Source organism: Streptosporangium sp. NPDC003464, from assembly GCF_053588315.1.
This window is the reverse complement of record NZ_JBSFPS010000060.1, coordinates 1-20960: the sequence shown is the minus strand read 5'-3', so window position 1 is coordinate 20960 and position 20960 is coordinate 1. Positions and strand designations below refer to the sequence as shown.

The following is a 20960-nucleotide window of genomic DNA, read 5'->3' as shown; positions in this document are numbered from 1 at the left end:
CCGGGGCTCCACCATGACCGCCAACCCACCCGCCTTCACCTTCACCAACGCCCCCTGGAACGGCACCGTCCCCGCCGGCGGCTCCACCACCTTCGGCCTCATCGGCTCCTGAACCGGCACCGGCACCTCGCCCACCCCCGTCATCTCCTAGCTCCCCGCGAGGGGGTACGGCCCGTGGGCCGTACCCCCTTCTCGCGGCCCGTCGTTGAAAGTTTCGATGACATACCGCAAGTTTCTACGGACCAGGTCCCCGCAGCGCCGGACATCCACAGCACCAGAGAGGAATCCCATGTCCAGACTCCGCAGAGCGATCTCCACCGGGGCGCTCGCCCTCCTGCCGGTCATCGCGGCCCTCGTCCCGGCCGCCCCGGCCCACGCCGCCGACTCCCTGCGGGAGCACGCCGCGGCGCGCGGCAAGTTCATCGGCGCCGCGCTCGCCACCTCCCCCCTGGCGAACGAGACGGCCTACCGGAACATCGCGGGCACCGAGTTCAACCAGATCACGGCGGAGAACGCCATGAAGTGGGACGCCACCGAGCCGAGCCAGAACCAGTTCAACTGGTCCGGAGCGGACGCGATCGTCGACTTCGCCACGCAGAACGGCCAGCAGGTGCACGGGCACACACTGGTCTGGCACAGCCAGACGCCGAGCTGGGTGCAGAACCTCGGCGCCGACGCCATGCGCTCGGCGATGCAGAACCACATCGCCAAGGTCGTCGGCCGCTACGCGAGCAACCCCACCGTCAGGTCCTGGGACGTCGTGAACGAGGTCTTCGACGACAACGGCAACATGCGCAACTCGTTCTGGTACCAGAAGCTCGGCCAGGGCTACATCGCCGACGCCTTCCGGGCCGCCCGGGCCGCCGACCCCGACGCCAGGCTGCATCAACGACTACAACGTCGAAGGCGTCAACGCCAAGAGCACGGCGATGTACAACCTGGTGAAGTCGCTGCAGGCGCAGAACGTACCGGTCGACTGCGTGGGCTTCCAGAGCCACCTGGCCATCCAGTACGGCCTGCCGGGCCAGCTCCAGCAGAACGTGCAGCGCTTCGCCGACCTCGGCGTCCAGGTCAGGTTCACCGAGGTCGACATCCGGATGACGATGCCCCGCGACGCCGCCAAGGACGCCCAGCAGGCCGCCTACTACACCAGCGTCGTCAACGCCTGCCTCGCGGTGAGCCAGTGCGCCGGCATCACGATCTGGGGCTTCACCGACAAGTACTCCTGGGTCCCCGACACCTTCTCCGGCCAGGGCGCCGCCCTGATCTACGACGAGGGCTACAACCGCAAACCCGCCTACACGGCGGTCCACGACGCCCTCGCCGGCGGCACCACCACCCCCGACACCACGCCGCCGACAGCGCCGGGCAGGCCCGCGGTTTCGGCGGTCACCTCTTCCGGAGCGGCCCTGACCTGGACCGCCTCCACCGACAACCGTGCCGTCACCGGCTACGACGTCTACGCCGGCAGCACCGAACTGGGCTCCTCGACCACCGCCGCCCTCACCCTGACCGGCCTGAACCCCTCCACCGCCTACACCGTCCACGTCGTCGCCCGCGACGCCGCCGGCAACCTCTCCACCGCCTCGGGGACCACGACCTTCACCACCTCCCCCGGGCAGCCCGGCGGCGGCTGCACCGCCGCCTACCGCACGGCCAACTCCTGGCAGGGCGGCTTCCAGGGCGAGGTCACCGTCACCTGCACCACCGCCGTGACCTCCTGGAGGACCACCCTCACCTACCCCTCCGGCGTGAACGTCACCCAGTCATGGAGCTCCACCATGACCGCCAACCCACCCGCCTTCACCTTCACCAACGCCCCCTGGAACGGCACCGTCCCCGCCGGCGGCTCCACCACCTTCGGCCTCATCGGCTCCTGGACCGGCACCGGCACCCCACCCACCCCCGTCATCTCCTGACCGGGTGAGCACCGGGCCGGCGGCCGCAGGCGGTCGCCGGCCCGGTGACAGGCCGGCGGGGTCAGGCGAAGACGTCCTGCTGGTAACGGCCCTCGGCCTCCAGGGCGCGCAGCCACTCCTCGCCGTCACCGCCGGTCCGCTCCCGGTAGATCGTCGCGAGGGTCCGCCGTACGGCGGGCGCCATCCGGAGCCCGTCACCGCAGACGTAGACGTGGGCGCCCCGCTCCAGCAGCGCCCAGAGCGTGTCGGCCTCGGCGGCGACCGCCTCCTGGACGAACCGGAAGGGATGGCCGGCGACCGCGGAGAACGCCGGGTGCACGCGGGCGACCCCGGCCTCCTCCCAGGCCTGGAGCTCCGAGCGGTAGAGCCAGTCGTGCGAGGGGTGGCGGCAACCGTAGAAGACCTCGGCGGGGCCGGTCGCCCCGGCCAGGGCCCGCTCCTCCAGGAAACCGCGCAGCGGGGCGAACCCGGTGCCCGGACCGATCAGGATCACCGGCGTCGCCGGGTCGTCGGGGAGGCGGAACGGCGGGCTCGGGACCCGCACATATCCGTAGAAGACGTCGCCGGGCTCCAGGGCCGCCAGGTAGGCCGAGCACATGCCCCGGTACTCGCCGCTGCCCGACCAGGCGGCCCCCTCCACCAGGCCGACGGTGATCCGGACCCGGCCGGGTCCGGCCAGCGGCGAGGAGGAGATCGAGTAGTAGCGCGGCCGGATCGGCCCCGTCATCTCCAGGAAGATCGGCAGGGGCAGCGTGATCGCCGGGAACCGCTCCAGGAGCGTGAGCACCGAGACGCGCTTGGCGAGGATCTCGTCGGCGTAGGCGGTCTCCAGCTCCGCGAGCCGGCCCCGGGTCCACGGGCACTCCGTCTGGCCGGCCAGCACCGCCAGGTCGGAGCGCGTGGCCACCTCCTGGAGCTCGGCGAACTCAGTCAGCAGCAGCCCGGCCGTCACCGGGGTGTCCACGGGCAGGTGGGTCGTCCCGCGGGCGCGCAGCCGTACGACCTGCTCGCGGGGGAGGCGCAGGCAGCGCAGCGCCCACTCGACCAGCTCGGGGTCGTTCTTGGCGAAGACCGCCAGATGGTCGCCCGCCGTGTACGTCGTCCCCGCGGGCAGCTCGGCCACGATCGAGCGGACCCCGGGACGCGGCGCCTCCAGCGAGAAGTCCCACAGCCCGGCCGGGTCACCGGTCAGCTCGTCGTTGGAGAGCACGGTCAGCGGGAACGCCTGCGGGGACACGACCGCGGGGCGGACGTCGGCCTCGGTGAGGACCTCCATCTCGTAGCGGGACCCGCTCTCGGCGGCGGCCGTGCCGTACTCCGCCGCCAGCGCCGCCCAGAGGGCCGCGGTCCACGCCGAGACGTCGCCGTCGAAGTCGCCGTCCGCGTCGGCCTCGCCGCGGTCGATGAGCGGCACGGCGCCGGCCCGGACGAGCTTTTCGAAGGCCCGGCGGGGAAAGTCCTGGTAGGTGGGCCACTGGGTGTTGCCGCAGCCGAGCAGCGCGAGCCGTACCCCGTCCATGGCGGGCAGGTCGTCGAGGGCGTCGAAGCGCTGGGCGTTGTCGGGGGCCTTGCCGTTGTAGGTGGAGGTGACCACCACGAGCAGCCCGTCCTCGGGCGGGTCGAGCTCGTCCAGGGTCGTCAGCGTGGTCGCGAACCCGGAGCGCCCGGCGCGCTCGGCCAGCCGCTCGGCGACGTCGGCGGAGGTACCCAGGTTGGAGCCGTAGGCGACGGTGAGGCCGACCCCGGCGACGGCCACCTCCACCGGCTGTTCCTCGACCGTCTCGACCGTCTCGGCCGCGCCCCTCTCGTACGGCTTGCGCTCCCTGACCCGGAGCGTGAAGCCGTCCGGCTTGAGGGTGAGCGTCTGCTTGATCTGCATCCGGTAGGCCTCCGGATCGGAGATCGCGAACCGCTGCAGGACGACGGCCAGGGCCAGCCGCGCCTCGGTCAGCGCGAACTGGCGCCCGATGCAGGCCCGCTCGCCGTTGCCGAACGGCTTGTAGGCGGCGGGGTGGTGATCGGCCCTGTTCTCGGGGAGCCAGCGGTCGATGTCGAACTCCTCCGGCCGGTCCCACGCCTTCGGGTGCCGGTGCAGCGGCGGCAGCAGGACGACGGCCGTCTGTCCCTCGCGCACCGGATAGCCGCCGACGGTGGTGTCGGCGAACGCCTTGACCGAGAACGCCGGGATGGGCGACCAGATCCGCAGCGTCTCCTCCAGGATCCGCGGGATCACGTCCAGCTTCATGATCGTTTCGTAGGTGGGGACGGTGTCCCCCGGCAGCACCCGGTCCACCTCGGCGTAGGCCCGGGCGAGCACGTGCGGGTTGCGCAGCAGGTTGTACAGGGCGAAGGAGAGCAGCCCGCTGGTGGTCTCGTGCCCGGCGATGAGGAAGGTCAGGACCTGGTTGCGGATGTTCTCGTCCGACAGCCGCTCGCCGCTCTGCGGGTCGGACGCCTCCAGCATCAGGCCGAGCAGGTCCTTGGTGTCGCTCCGGCCCGCGGCCCGGCGCTGCCTGATGACGTCGTCCACCAGGTCCTGCATGGTCAGGATGTCGGCCCGGTAGGCCTCCTCCTGCCGCTTCTTGAGCTTGGTGACCAGGGGGAGCTGCCGGTTGCGGAACATCGCCTCGGTCAGCGCGCGGCCCATCGACTGCAGGAACGGGTGCAGCTCGGGTGAGTCGAAGGAGTCGAACCGGTAGTCGAACCCGGTGAGGGAGATCGTGTCGAGTGTGAGCCTGGTCATGTCGTCGGGCACGTTGACCTCGTCCGAGACCGCCCACTTGGCCGCGAGGGCCTCCGCCACCTCCAGCATCTGCGGGAAGTACGCCTTCATGGACCGCTGGCTGAAGGCCGGCATCAGGATGCGGTGCGCGTGCCCCCAGACCGGCTCGTCGCGGCGGGCGGTGAACAGCCCGTCGCCGCTGAAGTCACGGACGATGGACAGCGGCGGGTCGATGCCCTTGTAGAAGCGCGTCTCGTCGCAGAGCTCCGCGACCAGGTCCGGGTCGGAGACGAACAGGACCTTACGGCCCAGCAGATCGAGCTGGTAGATGCCTTCGTCGTGCTCCGCGGCGAGTTTTTCGAGGAACGCGTTGGGCGCGTGCGCCGGTATCTGGAGCGTGTTGCCGACGAAGGGCAGCCCCTGCGGGGCGGGGATGGACCGGACTGCCGACATGGAGAACTCCTCCCTTGGCCGACGATCTCCCGACACCGCCAGCCATACACTGTATGTTTGACGCTACCATACGGTGTATGGCAGTGAGTGCGCGCAGGGGACGGCCCCTGACACCTGAGGAGATCTACGCGACCACGCTGCGCCTGGTCGACGCCGCCGGAGTGGACGGGCTGTCCATGCGCAAGCTGGCGGCCGAGCTCGGGGTCAACCCGATGTCGCTCTACCACCACGTGGAGAACAAGACGGCGCTGGTGCGCGGGACCTGCGCGGCCGTCGCCTCCCGGCTGCGGCTGCCCCCCGACGACGGCACCCCGTGGCAGGAGCAGCTACGCGCGCTGGCCCACGCCTACCGCTCCATCTCGCAGTCGCACCCGTCGCTCTGGTCCTATGTCAACCACCACCCCGACGTGATCGATCAGGAAGGCGGCATGTGGGTGGTGTTCAACCGGGTCCTCGTCGCGGCCGGGGTCCCCGCCGAGGAGCTGGTCCACACCCGCAAGGCGCTGTTCACGTTCGTCTTCGGCTTCCTGTCCGCCGAGACCAGCGGGCTGCTCACCGAGTTCGGCGGCGCCACGGACGCCGACGACACCTTCGAGGTCGCCCTCGACCTCATCGTCGCCGGTCTTGAGGCCCGCCATTCCTGACACCCCCGCGGGCCGCCGCGCGGGACGTCACCGGGGCGCCGGGCCGGGACCGTGCCCGCGCAGCGCCGCGACCAGCCAGCGCGCGAGGCGGAGGTGTCCCTCATGGGTGGGGTGGACGCCGTCGCGCAGGAGCGCCCCGCGGCCCCAGCGCCGGCCGAGCGGGTCGAGGAAGGCCGCCCCCTCCTCGGCCGCGGCGGAGGCGATGGCGTCCCTGACCCCGTAGGCCCATCGGGGGGCCCGCGCCATCCAGATGGGGCCGATCACCACGGTCCTGGTCCGCGGCCAGTGGGCGCGGACCAGCTCCAGCAGGCGCCTGGCGGCCCCGTTGACCGTGCCGGGCCTGGTCCGGCGGTCGTTGTGCCCGCCGGAGACGATCAGCAGGTCGGGCGCGGGCCGCCAGGAGAGCTCCTCGGCGAAGGACCGCTGGAAGGTCCGCTCCACCGGCCCGGGGTTGACGAAGCCCGTCCCGGCCGCCCCCGCGGTGACCAGCTGCCAGCCCAGCTCGCGCGCGGCCCGCGCGGCGTAGGTGTCCCACCGCTGGACCGGGCCCGACCCGACGGTGAAGCTGTCTCCGATGATCATGACCACCGGGGCCGCGGCCCGGCACGGCGGCGGGCTCGACGGCGGGGGTGAGCCCGCCGGACGGGGCGGGCCCGCCGGCGGGGACGGGGCCGGCGTCGCACCCGGTCCGGCCGCGACCATGTCGGCCGTCGGTACGGCCTCGCCGCCCGTCCCGGTGGCACATCCCGAAATAAGGCAGTAAATCGCTACAAGGATGGCGGCTGTGGATGCTCGGGGACGTCGACGCACAGGCCCGTGCATGCCACCTCGGGGGCTCTAGGCTGCCAATCGGGGACTCTAGGCTGACTCTAGGCTAACGATATGAGCAGTGACCTCTACGGGCGTACGCGGCGACTCGAACTCGCCGACCAGAACCTGCGCTCCTTCGACGCGGTGGTCCTGGCCTCGTCACCCGACGGGATCGTCTTGAGCAGGTCGGCATTCTATCCAGGCGGGGGCGGCCAGCCGGCGGATCACGGAGTTCTCATCTGGTTGGGGGTGGAGACCCGCATCACCGGAGTGCGCAAAGGTGACGAGCTATACCTGATCCCCGCCGAGGACGACCCCCTCCCGCCGCCGGGGACAACTGTGCGGGCGGCCGTCGCCGACGAGAGGCGCTCGGCCCTGATGCGCACCCACTCGGCGCTGCACGTGCTGTGCGGGGTGGTCTTCCGTGACTTCGGCGCCCTCGTCACGGGCGGCAACATGGAGGAGCTGAGCGCCCGGATGGACTTCAACCTGCCCGAGGTGCCCCCCGGTTTCAAGGAGGCCGTGGAGGAGGCCTGCAACGCCGAGATCGCCGCCGACCGCCGGATCGACGTCCGGGTGCTCCCCCGCGCGGAGGCCTTCGCGATCCCCGACATCATCAGGACGGCCACGAACCTGGTGCCCGAGACGGTCGAGGAGGTCCGGATCATCGACATCGTCGGCCTGGACTGCCAGGCCGACGGCGGCACCCACGTCGCCTCCACCAAGCAGATCGGCCGCATGCGGGTGGCCAAGATCGAGAGCAAGGGCAAGGGCTTCCGCCGCCTCCGCGTCGAGGTGGCGGACTGAGGTCCCCCGGGGCTCGCGCCGGGACGGGGCGACCGTCCCGGCTCCCCCGCGGCCGGCGGTCACCAGCCGGGGAGCTCGAAGATCTTCCCGGGCCGGATGTCCTCCGGCGGGGCATGACGGGCGCCGGTGGCACGGGGCCGGGTCCCACCGGCCGTGGAGCCGGGGCCACCGGGCCGGTCCCGGCCCCCGGCCCCGTCATGACATGCCCGCAGCGCGTCACCGGCCCGTGGCGCGTCACCGGCCCGTAGCGCGTCACTGGCCCGTAGCGCGTCACCGGCCCGTAGCGCGTCCAGGATCGTCTCCCAGGTGCCGTCCTGGGACCAGCGGCGGTGCCGGTTGTAGACGGTCTTCCACCTGCCGTAGACCTCCGGCAGGCCCCGCCACGAGCAGGCGGTGCGGGTCCGGAAGAACACGCCGTTGATCACCGCGCGGTGGTCGGCCCATCGGTGCCCCCGTCGGGGATGGGCGGGCAGCAACGGCACCAGCCGTATCCACTCGTCTTCGGTCAGATCATGACGTTTCAGGCGGTCATCCACGACCACATGATCTACACCATCGGCGCCCGAAGAGCCACGTGACAGGGCCGGGCCGCCGCCATCCCTGTCCCCGGGACCGCCCGGAGAGCGGGCACTCCCTGTCCGGGACGTCCGGAAGGGGGCGGACCCGCTTTCAGGGCCGTCCCGGGATCGGGCGGACACACTTCCGGAACCGCTGCGGGAACCGGCACCCCATCTCCGGGGAGCGGGCGGACGCGGTCCGAGGGCGTGCCGCATCCTTGCGGGCGGACGCGGTCCGGGGGCATGCCGCGTCCCTACGGGCGGAGGCGGTCCGGGGGCGTGCCGCGTCCCTGCGAGCGACCACTCCGGCCTCTCCGCGCCACATCTGCCCCAGCTGTTCTCCGCCATAGGGTGCGTTTTAAGTTTTTGCAGGTCAGACCTTGCCTTGATGGCTAATACTTGGGCATTATCTGGCGTTACGGGCCGCCCTATCCCAACCTCGTGCAGTGGTTCTCACCGCTCGGGCAAGTGGGGCGGTCCGTCCATCACACCCCCACGGGCGCCCTCCGGAGACGGGCATGGCCACCGGCCCTTCCCCCGCCCCCGCCTCCGGAGCGCCGGGTCCGCCGTCGCGGCGGCACCGGGCGACGCCGGGAGGGCGCCATCCGGTTGGCGCCCTCCCGGCCGGCCCGGGCCGGCCTGGCAGGTCCGTTCGGCGTGGGTCGGGCCTGCTACCCGCCGATGTGCGGTGCGCGGGCGGCGGCGGAGCCGTCCCGGATCACCTCGCCGGTGAGGTTGCCGTTGGCTCCCGAGCCCAGGAAGACGACGAGGTTGGCCACGTCGTCGGAGTCGGAGAGTCTGCGGGTGGGGGTGGCGGCGGCGAGGGCGTCGGTGACGAATGCCGGGATGTCAGGACGGCTGTCGGTGAGGGTGAAGCCCGGTGCCACGACGTTGACCAGGATCCCGTCCCGGCCGCCGTTCCAGGCCAGGCTGCGGGCGAGCCCGTGCAGGCCCGATTTGGCGGTGCCGTAGGGGCCCGGTCCGGGCAGGCCCTCCTCCGCGACGCTTGAGGAGATCAACACGATGCGACCCCAGCCCTTGGCGCGCATGCCGGGCAGGACCGCGCGGACCGTGGCCGCCGTGCCGATCAGGTTGGCGCCGATCATCGCCTCCCACTCCTGCAGCGGCACGTCCTCGAACCGGAGGCTGGGGTCAGGCGGGCCGTCGCCGCCCCAGCGCACGGCATTGGCGACGAGGACGTCGATCCCGCCCCAGCGCTCGACGACGGTCGCGACGGCGCGGTCTATGGTGGGCAGGTCTTCGAGGTCGACCCGGACGACGTGCGCCTGCCCACCGGCGGCCTCGACGTCGGCGGCCACCTTCTCGGCGCTGTCCGGGTTGTTGCGGTACGTGATCGCCACCCGGGCGCCTTCGCGTCCGTAGGCGCGGGCGGTCGCGGCTCCGATTCCGGTCGACGCGCCGGTGATCAGGGCCACCCGGCCGTTGAGATCTGTGTTCATGGTGCGGCTGTCCTCTTGCCTTCGCTGATCGGATGGGGAGTCATGGTCAGGCCGGCGTCTCGGCGGGCGCCCGGGTCGCCAGGGCGTGCACCGCGGCGAGCGCCGCAGCGTGGGAGGCCTCGTGCTGCTCACGGAACTGCGCGAGGAAGGGCATGACCGCGGCATGGGTGAGCTCGGCGTGGACGAACTCCACGTCGTCCAGTCCGAGCACGGAGAAGTAGGCGCGCAGGTAGGGCTCCTGGAAGTCGAACTGCTCGCGGGGCGTGCCCGGCCCGTAGCCTCCGCCGCGCGCGCTCAGCACCACGGCCGACTTCCCCTTGAGCGGCAGCCAGGGCAGGGTCACGCGGTCGATCCATGCCTTGAGCGCGGCGGGCACCGTGAAGTTGTACATCGGCACGCCCAGGAGCAGGACGTCCGCCGCGAGGAGCTGTTCCACCAGCGGGCGGGTGGCCGCCCAGCTCCTGGCCAGTTCGGGGGCGCCGGCGGCCACCTTGTCCATGGTCTCGATGTCGCGCACGCCGTTCACTGATGACTGGGTGGCGAGGTGGACCCGGTCCTCGTCGATGGGCCGCACCGGGTCGGACACCAGGTCGCGGTAGGTGTAGACCCCGTCGGGATGGGTGACCCGCCAGTCGGCCACGAAGGTGCTGCCGAGCCTGCGCGAGAACGAGTCGCTGCGTCCGCCGGCGTCCAGGTGGAGAAGATGCGTCACAAGATTGCCCCATATCAAGATGATCTGAATTCGCAATCAATATAGAGCAAGATAGTCTTGAATCAAGAACATCTTGGCTTGGTATCATGCTGCGCATGGCCAACGCCCCCACCCCGGAAGGCTCGCCCGACAGCTGGTTGCACCAGGACTTGCACTGGGTGTTCGCACGGCTGAAGCAGGGCCTGGCCGCAGCCGAGGCCGCGGCCGTACGCGAGCACGGCATGACCCTGTGGGGCTACACGGTGTTGATGGCCATCGTCGAAGCCCCCGCCGGCTCCCAGCTCGCTCTCGCCCAGGCCGTGTCGGTCGACAAGAGCAAGCTGGTCCTCATCCTCGACGAACTGGAGAACGACGGCTTGGTGCGCCGCCGACCGGACCCCGCCGACCGCAGGGCCCGCATCATCGAGGTCACCACCGAAGGCAGCCGCGCCCTCAAGGCCGCCCGCGGCGACATCAGGGCGATCGAGGACCAGCTCCTGGCCGACCTCGCCCCCGCGGCCCGGGATGCCCTGCAGAGCGCGCTGCAACACCTCGTCGGCGAGCCCATCGCGAGAGTCGAGGCCGGACGGTCACCCGGAACCGCCTGCACGCCCACCCCGGCCTGACCGCACCCGGAGGCCATGAAGAAGGTCCCGTCTCCAGACGGAGATCAGGAATCCTCACCGGGAGGCGCTACGAGCTGCCGGAACGTCACAGATGGCGGCTGGTGGGCCGGGCCTTGCCGACAGGCCGATCTCCACGACGCACACTGCTCGGTGGGCGGCCGCCCGGCTGTGCCCGGCCCGTGCGCGGTCGGGCTCAGCTGACCTGCGAGGCGGGGACCGCCCAGGTGTTGCAGTAGCCGACCCTGGCGTACCTCCAGCCCTGGTGGAGCCAGCCGGCGTAGTGGTCGCCGCTGCCGTGGTCGCGCAGGCCCAGGCCGTTCTGGTCGTCGCCGCGGCTGTACTCCATCCGCAGCACGTCGTTCCAGCGGGCGGAGGTGACGCCGAGCGGGGTGCGGACGGTGCGGACGAAGACACCGGCCAGGCACTGCGCCTGGAGTTCGCTGCGGCGGGAGTGGGCGTCCTGGGCGGCCTTGGACTTGTTGGAGACCTCCCACCACCAGGCGCCGCCGATCCCCGCCATCGACTGCACGTGGTGACCGTACTCGTGAGCGAGCACCGACAGGTAGGGGACGTGGTTGGCGGCCGGGTCGATCCGGCCGGTCTGCTGGACGAGGTGGCTCAGGCCGATGTACATGCCCCGGTTGCTGGGGCAGTAGTAGGCGGCGGCGCCCGGGTTGGGGTAGGTGCCGCAGGGGCCGCGGCCCGGACGGCTCCAGTAGACCCGGCGAGGCGCCAGGAAGACCGCTCCGGCCTGGGAGAACTTCCCGGACCAGGCGCGGTCCAGGCAGCCGGTGACGGCGTTGAGGTAGTTGAGCATGTCGCCCGGCCGGGTCGAGGGCCGGGGGGCGCGGCAGGCGGTGGGGCGCATCGTGCCGGTGCCGTACAGCGGGTTGCGCTTGAGCCGTGCGGTGGTGTCGGAGCGCCGCATGTAGCGCAGGTCGACGCCCAGGGTCTTCCGGGCCGCCAGCGCGATCTCGGCGTCGCCCAGGGAGCCGAGATTCAGCTTGGGCGGTGGCCCGAAGCTCGGCGGCGTGGTCTCCACGCCCTTGGCCGGCGGGAGTTCGGCATTTTTGGTCGCTATGGGGCCGGTACCAGGCCCGGCCGGAACCTCTGCCTCGTCACTGCCGTTCAGGGCGGCGATCACCACGACCGCGGTGAACGTCATGGCGAGCACGCCGAAGACACCAAAGGCCAGAGGGCTCGATCCGCGTCGGGGCATGCGACCGCCTTCTCCAAGAGATGGATCTCCGGGCGGCAATCTAGCGGATATCAACACATGTCTGTCTATTGACCGAAAAATAGGAATGGGGGGTGGCATTCACTGGTCGGCGGTTCTCGGTAGGCTCCCGAGCCATGGCGGGATCTGCATTGCATCGAGCGGCCGGGAGCGTGGCCGTAGTTGCCACCCTCGCGCTGGCCCTGAGCGCCTCCCCGGCCCTCGCGGCCGGCACTGCGGGCACGGCGTCCACCCTGGCGGGCAAGGTGACCGACGACACGGTCACGCTCGAACTGCGGCAGGACGGTGTGCTCCACGTCAAGGAGACCATCGCCTTCGAGGGCAGCCCGCCGACGCGGAAGCTGGTCGACCGCACGCGCTACGACGACGGCAACGACCGCCTCTACCAGATCACCAACTTCAAGGGCGACGGCACGCTGACCGGCGACTCGATCACCCTGAAGGGCTCGGGCTCCGCCACGCTGGAGTACGACGTCAAGGGTGCGGTGACCCCCCTGGCCGACGCCCAGGAGCTGCGGTGGTACGCCGTGGGAGCCTGGTCGGTCCCGGTCGCCCTGGCCAAGGTCACGGTGAAGGGCCCGGCCCAGCTCCAGAACCTGTCCTGCTTCGCGGGCGTGCTGAGCTCGGCGATCGGGTGCACCACCGCCTCACCCGACCACACCGGGACCACCGCGGAGTTCGAGCAGCAGGAGCTGGGGCCGGGCGAGGTGCTCACCGTGGTCGTCGGCTACCCGACGGGCGCCACCAAGGGCGCCCCGGTCCTGGAGCGCCGCTTCGAGCTGTCCAACGCCTTCACCCTGAACACCGTCACCGGCGGCGCGCTGGCCGGCCTGCTGGTCCTGATGCTCGGCGGCCTCGGCCTGCTCTACTGGATGCGGGGCCGCGACGCCCGCGTGGTCGGCCACGAGTCCGGCTCGCTCAACGCCGTCGAGAACGGCCACTTCGCCCCGCCGGACGGCGTGCGCCCCGGCCAGATCGGCACGCTCATGGACGAGCAGGCCGACGTGATCGACGTGACCGCCACGATCGTGGACCTGGCCGTCCGGGGCTTCATCCGGATCGACGAGCAGCCCCGGCAGGCCTACGACTCACCCGACTGGATGCTGGTCCGGATGGCCGGCGCCCCGACCAACTCGCTGCTGACCTACGAGCGGGCGCTCTACGACGCCATCTTCGACGGGCGTGACGCGGTCCTGCTCTCCCACCTCCAGGGCTCGTTCGCGGCCAACCTCGGCAAGGTCCGCGACGCGCTCTACCGCGACGTGGTCACGCAGGGCTGGTTCGCCCGCCGCCCCGACACCGTCCGCACCCGCTGGACGACCTTCGGCGTGCTGTTCACCGTGGCAGGGGTCCTCGCCACCGTCGCGCTGGCCTGGTTCACCACCTACGGCCTGCTCGGCCTGGCCCTGATCATCGCCGGCGCCGCCATGGCCGTCGGCGGACAGTACATGCCGGCCAAGACCTCCAAGGGCGCGGGGGCCCTCGCCCACACCCTGGGCTTCCGGGAGTATCTCGCCTCCGGCGACATCGGCGGCGACATCCCCCCGGCCCAGCGGGTGGAGCTGTTCTCCCGCTACCTGCCCTATGCCGTGATCTTCGACAGCGTCGAGCGCTGGGCCCGCGTGGTCACCTCGGTCACCGGCAACGGCCAGCAGGCCGACAACCTGTACTGGTATCACGGTCCGGCCGAATGGGACCTGTCGAAGTTCGCCGACTCGATGCGGACGTTCACCATGACGACCTCGGGCGCGATCTCCTCCACCCGCCAGTTCCGCTCCCTCTGATCCCTCTCTGGTCCCTTCGAGCCCGCCCCCTCACCCGTGACCGGTTGAGGGGGCGCCGGCCGTACCCGCCCGTCCCGGTCAGGCGAGCCGGATGAGGCGCCGCTCGACGGCGGCGGTGACGGCGGCGGTGCGCGTGTCCACGCCCAGCTTGCCGTAGATGTGCACCAGGTGGGTCTTGACCGTCGCCTCGGTGATGAAGAGCCGCCGGGCGATCTCGCGGTTGCCCGCGCCACTGGCGAGCAGCTCCAGGATCTCGACCTCGCGGGCGCTCAGCGCGGGACCGGGATCGCGCATCCGCCGCATCATCCGGGTCGCCACCCTCGGCGACAGCACGGTCTCGCCCCTGGCCGCGGCCCGGATGCCCTGGAACAGCTCCTCCGGCGGGCACGCCTTGAGCAGGTAGCCGGTGGCTCCGGCGTCGATGGCCCGCACGATGTCCGCGTCGGTCTCGTAGGTCGTCAGCACCAGGACCTGCGGCGGCGAGGGCAGCGCCCGGACCCGCCGGGTGGCCTCCACCCCGTCGACGCCCTCGCCGAGCTGCAGGTCCATGAGCACGACGTCCGGCTCGCACGAGGCGATGCCCCGCACCGCCTCCTCCCCGTCCACCGCCTCGCCGACGATCTCCATGTCGTGCTCGCCGCCGAGCAGCGCCACCAGCCCGGCCCGGACCACCGGATGGTCGTCCACCAGGAACAGCCTCATCGCCCTCCCGTCCCGTCCGCCGCGACGTCCCCGTCTCCCGCCCGCGGTGCCGCGGCGTCCCCTGCCCGCGGTGCCGCGGCGCCCCTGTCCCCTGCCCGTGTGCCCCCGGCGGGCCGCGGTGCCGCGGGGGAGCGTCCGGCGGGGACCGTGGCCGCGACGGCCGTCCCCTCCCCCGGGGCGCTCTCGACGGCCAGGGAGCCGTTCACCTCCGCGAGCCGGTCGCGCATCGCCCGCAGCCCGTATCCCCGCCCGGGGGCCGGGGCGGGCTCGGCGAATCCGGCGCCGTCGTCGAACACGTCCAGTGTGACCTCGTCATCCAGATAGGACAGCGTCACCATGGCCCTCCCCGCCCGCGAGTGGTCCCGGACGTTGGCCAGCGCCCCCTGCGCCACCCGCAGCAGCGCCGCCTGGACCTCCGGCGCCAGTGGGCGCCGCTCGCCCTCGTGCCGGAAGCGCACCTCCAGCCCCGTGTCGTGACCGGCTCTCTCGCACAGCCGGGCCAGCGCCTCGGGCAGCGAGACGCCCTCCAGGCCGGGCGGCTGCAGGTCCCGGACGAACCGCCGGGCCTCGTCCAGGTTGTCCGCCGCGGCCAGGGCGGCCCGCCGTACATGGGCGCGGGCCAGGTCCGGGTCGGCGGCCCACATCCGGTCGGCGGCCTGGAGCAGGAGGCCCATGCTGGTCAGGCCCTGGGCGAGGGTGTCGTGGATCTCCCTGGCCAGCCGCTCGCGCTCCTCCAGGACGCCGGTGCGGTACTCCGAGTCCGCCAGCGTCCCCTGTGTGCTGACCAGGTCGTCGATCAACCGCTGCCGGGCGGCGCTCTCGCGCTGGAGCTCCCAGAAGATCACCGCGATCATGGTGGCGACACCGATCGGCGCGAGGATCAGGCTGGGGTCGACCTCCTGGGCGATCTTCAGCTGGGCCGCGATCACGACGAGCGTGAGCACCGCGGTGGCCAGCAGGAAGCCGCGTGGCGGCAGCGACCGCAGGCACAGGAAGAGCAGCGGGACCGCGCACCAGCTGAACGACGGCGCGAGGACCACCAGCGCCAGCCAGACCGCGACCACCGTCCCCAGCCAGACCAGGCGGCCCCGGCCGGGGCCGCCCCAGAAGACGACGCCGGCGGCGTACACCAGGGCGAGCAGCCCGCAGACGGCCAGCGCGGCGACGGTCCGCGCGTCCATGCCGTGCCGGGACACCAGCCGCGAGACGGAGGCCGCGAGCAGCAGGTAGAACCCCAGGTGCATGGCCCGGCTGAGCCAGACGCGCTCCCTCATCACCGCCCCCGTCCGATCCGTCTCCGACGCTATCCCCCGCCGAGGATGGCGCCACCGCGGGGGCGGCGCATCAACCGATCGGTTGACCCCGGCCTCGACCACCCGGCGTCCGGGGGTCGACCGTGCTCCCGATGGCGTACGGCGGCGCCGGGGGCAGCCTTGGGTGTACCCGATCCACCACACCGAACTGGAGAAGAACATGACGGCCCTGTCCGCCCGCACCCGTGTGATCGCCGGCTCCCTCGCGGGACTCGCCATCCTGACCGGCGCCACCGGCGTCGCCGCCGCCCAGACCGCCCAGACCGCCCCCACGCGGGCCGCGAGCGGCCCGCAGGCCGTCGTGCAGACCGGCGTGCTGTCCGCCGACGCCTCCCTGAAGATCGCCGAGGCCGTGCGGAAGGAGGCCGCCAAGCAGGGGCAGCGCGTCACCGTCGTGATCGTCGACCGGTCCGGCGCCACCCGGCTGGTGCTGAAGGGGGACGGCGCGGGCCCGCAGACCGAGGAGTCGGCCAGGCGCAAGGCCTTCACCGCGGTCTCCTTCGGCAAGGCGACCAGCGAGCTGGCCAAGGGCGCCTCCGGTGACGGCCCGACCATCGCCGACATCCCGGGCACCCTCTTCCTCGGCGGCGGCGTCCCCGTCGCCTCCGGCGGTGCCCCCATCGCGGGCATCGGGGTCGGTGGCGCGCCCAGCGGCGACATCGACGAGGCCATCGCCCAGGCCGGTCTCAAGGCGGTCGCCGGGCAGCTCGGCTGAATGGGCCGAGTGGTGAACGGCCCGCGACGGGACCGGACGGGCCGCGCGGCGAGCGGCCGGCGACCGGACCGGACACGCGGGGAGCTACCGGCGACGGGACCGGACAGATCGCGCGGCGAGCGGCCGGCGGCGGGACCGGACGGGCGGGAAGGGCCCGGCGGATGAGGCGCCGGGCGCTCCTGGCCGCCGGGCTGAGCCTGCTGGCGGCGGCGTGCGGCGGCCGCGAGATGAGAGGATCAGACATGCTCAACGCACAATTGCTGGCCGGCGCCGCGCGCGGGGACGCCGCCGAGGTCCGGGACGCGCTCCAGTCCGGGGCGGACGTCGAGGCCCGCGACGGGCAGCGCCGTACGGCCCTGCTGCTCGCCTCGGCGGCCGACCACGTCGAGGTGGCCGAGGTGCTGGTCGCGGCCGGCGCCGACCCGGACGCCGCGGACCTCAAGCACGACACCCCCTGGCTGGTCACCGGCGTGACCGGCAGCGTGGCGATGCTCCGGGCCCTCCTGCCGGCCGGGCCCGACCTGACCGTGCGCAACCGCTACGGGGGCGTCTCCCTCATCCCGGCCTGCGAGCGCGGGCACGTCGACTACGTCCGCGAGGTCCTCAAGACGGGCATCAAGGTCGACCACGTCAACGACCTCGGCTGGACCGGCCTGCTGGAGGCGGTCATCCTCGGCGACGGCGGCGCCCCCTACCAGGAGATCGTCGGCCTGCTCATCGCGGCCGGCGCCGACGTCGACCTCGCCGACCGCGACGGCGTCACCCCGCTCGCGCACGCCGTCGCCAAGGGCCAGCACGAGGTCGCCGCCCTGCTCCGCGCCGCCGGGGCGCACCAGGCGCCCGAGGCGGGGTGAGACCGGGCCGAGCGGGGTGAGACCGGCCTAGCGCAGGCGGATCTCACCGACCGGACGGCCGCCGCCGAACAGGACACCGGCGGCGAGCTCGTCGAGACCGGCGCCCTCCAGGCCGAGGGCGCGCAGCGCCGCGACCGTGACCGGGACCCGGGCCCGCTGGCCACCGTCCTCGATCTTGACGGTCCCGGCGCGGCCGTCGGCGAAGGCGAAGGCGTCGAACGCCTCGGCGCCCGCCTTGACCATCAGCCCGGGGACCGCGCGCATCAGCCGGGCCTCCGGCCGGGTCGTGCCGGACGTCCACTCGGGGTGGTCGCGGAAGGCGTCGGCGATGCGGCGTTCGGGGGTGCCGGGCGCGGCCTGGACGAAGGCGCGGAACGCCCGGGTCACCCCCACCATCGACACGAAGAACAGCGGGGCGCCGCAGCCGTCCACCCCGGTGGCCGCGACGCGCTCGCCGGTCAGCTCCTCGACCGTGTGGCGGATGGCCTTCTGCAGCGGGTGCGCCGGGTCGAGGTAGGTCTCCAGCGGCCAGTCGTTGATCACGCAGGTGGCGAGCATCGCCGAGTGCTTGCCCGAGCAGTTCATGTAGATCCTGGCCCGGCCGCCGCCCGAGCGCAGCACCTCGTCCCGGGAGGCGACGTCCTCGGGCAGGTCCTCCGGACAGCGCAGCGCGCCCTCCTCCAGCCCCGCGCCGGAGAGGATCCTCCGGGCCCCCGCCACGTGGAACGGCTCCCCCGCGTGGCTGGCGCACGACAGCGCGAGCAGCTCCCCCTCCAGGGCGAGCCCGGCGCGCAGCATGCCCAGCCCCTGCAGCGGCTTCATCGACGAACGGGGGGAGACCAGGGCGTCCACCGCGCCGTGCACCCGCACCGGGGAGCCGTCGGCACCGACGGCGAGCATCCGCGCCCGATGTGTGGATTCCACGAACCCCGAACGGACGACCTCGACAACCAACGACTCAGCAGACACCTTTGTCTCCTTTCGCGAGGATTCTAGGGAGGTCGAGGATCACGAGATGATGGGGGGCATGCGTGCGGTTGTTCAGCGGGTGAGTTCCGCTTCGGTGACGGTAGACGGGACGACGGTCGGGGCGATCGACGAGCCCGGCCTGCTGGTGCTGGTCGGGGTGACCCACACCGACACCCCGGCGGAGGCGGCCAGGCTCGCCGCCAAGCTCTGGGGCCTGCGGATCCTGTCCGGCGAGAAGTCCTGCTCCGACATCGGCGCGCCGCTGCTCGTGGTCAGCCAGTTCACCCTGTACGGCGACGCGCGCAAGGGGCGCCGCCCCACCTGGCAGGCCGCGGCGCCCGGACCGGTCGCCGAGCCGCTGGTGGAGGCCGTCTGCGCCGAGCTACGCGCGCTGGGGGCTCACGTGGAGACCGGGGTGTTCGGCGCCGACATGAAGGTCGGCCTGACCAACGACGGCCCCATCACGCTGATCCTGGAGATCTGATCCGGTCATCGGAGAGTCCGGCGCGGCGGCCGGGCCCGGCTACGTCCTCGGCGCCCTGCCGATTATGTCCCCGGCGCGCCGCCGGCTACGTCCTCAGCGCGTCGCCAGCTACGTCCTCGGCGCGCTGAGCGCCGGCCGCGCCGCCGTACCGTGTGCGGCGCGGCCGGCTTGGCGTCAGCGGATGCGCCGGCGCAGGGCCGGGTCGATGGTGACGTTGCGCCCGGCGTCCGGCGGCACGATGACCTCCTGCGTCGCCGCCACCCCCGCGGCCTGCAGCGTGGCGTCCACCGGGACGGTCCGCTTGACCACCGCCAGCGCGATCGGGCCGAGCTCGTGGTGCCGGGCGGAGCTGCCGACCGAGCCGACCTCCACGCCGTCGTGGACCACCGGGGCGCCGTGCTTCGGCAGCGTGTCCACGCTGCCGTCCAGGTGGAGGAAGACCAGGCGGCGCGGGGGATGGCCGAGGTTGTGCACCCGGGCCACGGTCTCCTGCCCCTTGTAGCAGCCCTTGCTCAGGTGGAGGGCCGGGCCGATCCAGCCCACCTCGTGCGGGATCGTCTTGTGGTCGGTCTCGAAGCCCAGCCGGGGGCGGTGGCCCTCGATCCGCAGCGCCTCGTAGGCCCAGAGCCCGGCGGGCTTCAGGCCGCCGAGCCGGTCGGCGAGCAGGTCGCGCGGGAGCAGCACGTCGTCCCCGACGAGGACGGCCCCCGCGGGCGGGGTCAGCCGCTCGGCGCCGGTCACCGAGACCACCGCGTAGTCGGCCGTCACGTCGGCGACCTCGACCCGGAGCATGAACCGCATCTTGTCCAGGAACGCGACGAGCCCGGCCGACGTACCCGGCTCCACGTGGGCCCACACGGCCTCGCCGTCGTCGACGAGCGTGAGGTGGTGCTCCACCCTGCCCTGGGCGTCCAGCAGCAGCGTCTGGGTGGGCACACCGGGTCTGAGATCGTCGAGTTTCTGCGAGCTAAGGCTGTTGAGCCAGCTCAGCCGGTCGGGCCCGGAGACCCGGACGACCTCGCGGTTGCTCCGGTCGACCATCGCCTCACCGGCGAGGAACGCACGCTGCTCGGCGAACGGGTCACCGTAGTGTCCGGCGACGTCGGCGTCAGGGGTCTCGGCCGCGACCGCGCCGGGGATGTCCAGCAGAGGGCTACGCATGGACCCAAGCCTACGAGCCCTCAGCGGCACTTACGGCAGCGGCCGAAGACCGTCAGGTGGTGCACGTCGACGGCGAACCCGAACTCCTGGTCGAGCTTGCCGAGGAAGTCCTGGACCAGCTCGGGACGGACCTCGTCGATCTCCCCGCATTCGTGGCAGACCAGGTGCACGTGGTCGGAGTCGGCGGCCAGGTGGTAGGTGGGGGCGCCGTGTCCCAGATGGGTGTGGGTGACCATACCGAGCTCCTCGAGCAGTTCGAGGGTCCGGTAGACGGTCGAGATGTTCACCCCGCGGGCGGTCTCCCGCACCCGGGCGCAGATCTCCTCGGGAGTGGCGTGCTCGGCGGCCTTGACCGCCTCCAGCACCAGCTGGCGCTGCGGGGTGACCCGGTAACCGCGCGCCCGCAGTTGCTCGTGCCACGACGTCTCGGTCATGCCCAGAGTCTAAAAGCATCTCGGCACGACAGGGCTCCCGATTGTGAGCGAACCTCGGAGAAGCGCTCCCACCTGCGGCATCCCGCACCGCGAATATTCATTTGCCGGACTGGAATCTGTCGCATAACGTACGGAGCACGCCGAAAGGAGGTGGTCCGAACAATGGTTGATCATAGTTGGGCTAGCGAGGTGGCTGTCCGCTGATGACACCTCCCGGTGTCTCCCAGTGGCTCCCGTAGTGTCCCGTAGTAGCTACTACGACCAGGAACTACGGTTGTCTCACCTCCCATAACCTCCCGTTGACTCCCGTTGGCGCTGGGCATTCTGTTCCCATCGCGTTCCCAACGGGCTCGGCGTCTGAACGTCAGAAGGCCCCGGCACGCCGCCGGGGCCTTCTCGCTGTCACCGCAGCGTCCTACCATCGTGGTGGGTTGATTCACCCCCGCGCAGGGATGATCAAAAAGACGAGCCCCCGGCCTTCCCGCCGGGGGCTCGCTCTCTGAATGGGACCGGTCAGAACTCGCCGAGCTTCACACCGCCGACGAAGGCGTCCCACTCGGCGCCGGTGAAGAACAGCACCGGCCCGTCCTGATCCTTGCTGTCGCGGACCGCGCGACC

Annotated in this window: 21 protein-coding genes and 1 pseudogene; 10 read left to right on the top strand and 12 right to left on the bottom strand. The window is 72.2% G+C overall.

Annotation, left to right across the window (positions count from 1 at the left end):
- Positions 1–13: 13 nt before the first annotated feature.
- From ACWDS7_RS16040 to ACWDS7_RS16030, 3 genes and pseudogenes are all read left to right on the top strand, one after another.
- Positions 14–112: a cellulose binding domain-containing protein gene (locus ACWDS7_RS16040; RefSeq protein ID WP_451929913.1), complete on the top strand. Its 99-nt coding sequence runs from the start codon at positions 14–16 to the stop codon at positions 110–112.
- 105 nt (positions 113–217) lie between these two features.
- Positions 218–1256 (top strand): annotated as a pseudogene (locus ACWDS7_RS16035) (endo-1,4-beta-xylanase); the annotation flags it as partial.
- 6 nt (positions 1257–1262) lie between these two features.
- Entirely contained in the window at positions 1263–1919 is a 657-nt protein-coding gene (locus ACWDS7_RS16030; RefSeq protein WP_451929924.1) for a cellulose binding domain-containing protein, read from the top strand.
- A 61-nt stretch (positions 1920–1980) separates the two neighbouring features.
- Here the strand turns inward: ACWDS7_RS16030 and ACWDS7_RS16025 are convergent, their stop codons facing one another.
- The gene (locus ACWDS7_RS16025; protein ID WP_451929912.1) at positions 1981–5094 is read right to left on the bottom strand and encodes a bifunctional cytochrome P450/NADPH--P450 reductase; all 3114 of its coding nucleotides are present in this window, start codon (positions 5092–5094) and stop codon (positions 1981–1983) included.
- A gap of 77 nt (positions 5095–5171) precedes the next feature.
- Here ACWDS7_RS16025 and ACWDS7_RS16020 point away from each other — a divergent pair, with 77 nt between their 5' ends.
- Positions 5172–5738 carry a TetR/AcrR family transcriptional regulator gene (locus ACWDS7_RS16020; protein WP_451929911.1) on the top strand — a complete coding sequence of 189 codons (567 nt, stop codon included), beginning with the start codon at positions 5172–5174 and terminating at the stop codon, positions 5736–5738.
- A gap of 27 nt (positions 5739–5765) precedes the next feature.
- Here the strand turns inward: ACWDS7_RS16020 and ACWDS7_RS16015 are convergent, their stop codons facing one another.
- Entirely contained in the window at positions 5766–6320 is a 555-nt protein-coding gene (locus ACWDS7_RS16015) for an SGNH/GDSL hydrolase family protein (RefSeq protein ID WP_306859914.1), read from the bottom strand.
- Positions 6321–6620: 300 nt separating this feature from the next.
- Between ACWDS7_RS16015 and ACWDS7_RS16010 the strand changes: the two genes are divergently transcribed.
- A complete protein-coding gene (locus tag ACWDS7_RS16010; RefSeq protein WP_306859918.1) occupies positions 6621–7355 on the top strand; it encodes an alanyl-tRNA editing protein in 735 nt (244 codons plus the stop codon).
- Positions 7356–7414: 59 nt separating this feature from the next.
- Here ACWDS7_RS16010 and ACWDS7_RS16005 read toward each other — a convergent pair whose 3' ends face one another.
- From ACWDS7_RS16005 to ACWDS7_RS15995, 3 genes are all read right to left on the bottom strand, one after another.
- A complete protein-coding gene (locus ACWDS7_RS16005; RefSeq protein ID WP_451929910.1) occupies positions 7415–7891 on the bottom strand; it encodes a transposase in 477 nt (158 codons plus the stop codon).
- Positions 7892–8583: 692 nt separating this feature from the next.
- Entirely contained in the window at positions 8584–9372 is a 789-nt protein-coding gene (locus ACWDS7_RS16000) for an SDR family NAD(P)-dependent oxidoreductase (RefSeq protein WP_451929909.1), read from the bottom strand.
- A 46-nt stretch (positions 9373–9418) separates the two neighbouring features.
- Positions 9419–10084, bottom strand: coding sequence for an FMN-dependent NADH-azoreductase (locus tag ACWDS7_RS15995; protein WP_451929908.1), 666 nt, complete (start codon positions 10082–10084; stop codon positions 9419–9421).
- A 95-nt stretch (positions 10085–10179) separates the two neighbouring features.
- Here ACWDS7_RS15995 and ACWDS7_RS15990 point away from each other — a divergent pair, with 95 nt between their 5' ends.
- Entirely contained in the window at positions 10180–10689 is a 510-nt protein-coding gene (locus tag ACWDS7_RS15990) for a MarR family winged helix-turn-helix transcriptional regulator (RefSeq protein WP_451929907.1), read from the top strand.
- Positions 10690–10882: 193 nt separating this feature from the next.
- Here the strand turns inward: ACWDS7_RS15990 and ACWDS7_RS15985 are convergent, their stop codons facing one another.
- A complete protein-coding gene (locus ACWDS7_RS15985) occupies positions 10883–11908 on the bottom strand; it encodes a neutral zinc metallopeptidase (RefSeq protein ID WP_306859927.1) in 1026 nt (341 codons plus the stop codon).
- A gap of 170 nt (positions 11909–12078) precedes the next feature.
- On the opposite strand from ACWDS7_RS15985, the gene ACWDS7_RS15980 reads away from it, so the two are divergent.
- On the top strand, positions 12079–13710 hold the full coding sequence (locus ACWDS7_RS15980) for a DUF2207 domain-containing protein (RefSeq protein ID WP_451929906.1): 1632 nt from the start codon (positions 12079–12081) through the stop codon (positions 13708–13710).
- Positions 13711–13788: 78 nt separating this feature from the next.
- On the opposite strand, the gene ACWDS7_RS15975 is transcribed toward ACWDS7_RS15980, so the two are convergent.
- Together ACWDS7_RS15975 and ACWDS7_RS15970 are read right to left on the bottom strand one after the other, a co-directional pair.
- Positions 13789–14412, bottom strand: a complete 624-nt coding sequence (locus tag ACWDS7_RS15975) for a response regulator (protein WP_451929905.1) — start codon at positions 14410–14412, stop codon at positions 13789–13791.
- A complete protein-coding gene (locus ACWDS7_RS15970) occupies positions 14409–15686 on the bottom strand; it encodes a sensor histidine kinase (protein ID WP_451929904.1) in 1278 nt (425 codons plus the stop codon). Before ACWDS7_RS15970 ends, ACWDS7_RS15975 begins: the two co-directional genes overlap by 4 nt.
- A 163-nt stretch (positions 15687–15849) precedes the next feature.
- On the opposite strand from ACWDS7_RS15970, the gene ACWDS7_RS15965 reads away from it, so the two are divergent.
- Positions 15850–16440 carry a GlcG/HbpS family heme-binding protein gene (locus ACWDS7_RS15965; protein ID WP_451929903.1) on the top strand — a complete coding sequence of 197 codons (591 nt, stop codon included), beginning with the start codon at positions 15850–15852 and terminating at the stop codon, positions 16438–16440.
- 242 nt (positions 16441–16682) lie between these two features.
- Positions 16683–17294, top strand: coding sequence for an ankyrin repeat domain-containing protein (locus tag ACWDS7_RS15960; protein WP_451929902.1), 612 nt, complete (start codon positions 16683–16685; stop codon positions 17292–17294).
- Between the two features lie 27 nt (positions 17295–17321).
- Here the strand turns inward: ACWDS7_RS15960 and ACWDS7_RS15955 are convergent, their stop codons facing one another.
- The gene (locus ACWDS7_RS15955; RefSeq protein WP_451929901.1) at positions 17322–18263 is read right to left on the bottom strand and encodes an asparaginase; all 942 of its coding nucleotides are present in this window, start codon (positions 18261–18263) and stop codon (positions 17322–17324) included.
- Positions 18264–18321: 58 nt separating this feature from the next.
- Between ACWDS7_RS15955 and dtd the strand changes: the two genes are divergently transcribed.
- Complete coding sequence (gene dtd, locus ACWDS7_RS15950; RefSeq protein ID WP_306859941.1) at positions 18322–18747, top strand: D-aminoacyl-tRNA deacylase; 426 nt, start codon at positions 18322–18324, stop codon at positions 18745–18747.
- A 174-nt stretch (positions 18748–18921) separates the two neighbouring features.
- Here the strand turns inward: dtd and ygfZ are convergent, their stop codons facing one another.
- The 3 genes from ygfZ to ACWDS7_RS15935 form a co-directional block, all read right to left on the bottom strand.
- On the bottom strand, positions 18922–19908 hold the full coding sequence (gene ygfZ, locus ACWDS7_RS15945) for a CAF17-like 4Fe-4S cluster assembly/insertion protein YgfZ (RefSeq protein ID WP_451929900.1): 987 nt from the start codon (positions 19906–19908) through the stop codon (positions 18922–18924).
- A gap of 20 nt (positions 19909–19928) precedes the next feature.
- Positions 19929–20342: a Fur family transcriptional regulator gene (locus ACWDS7_RS15940; protein WP_451929899.1), complete on the bottom strand. Its 414-nt coding sequence runs from the start codon at positions 20340–20342 to the stop codon at positions 19929–19931.
- Between the two features lie 513 nt (positions 20343–20855).
- The coding region (locus tag ACWDS7_RS15935) for a DUF397 domain-containing protein (RefSeq protein ID WP_451929923.1) at positions 20856–20960 on the bottom strand (105 nt) is incomplete at its 5' end.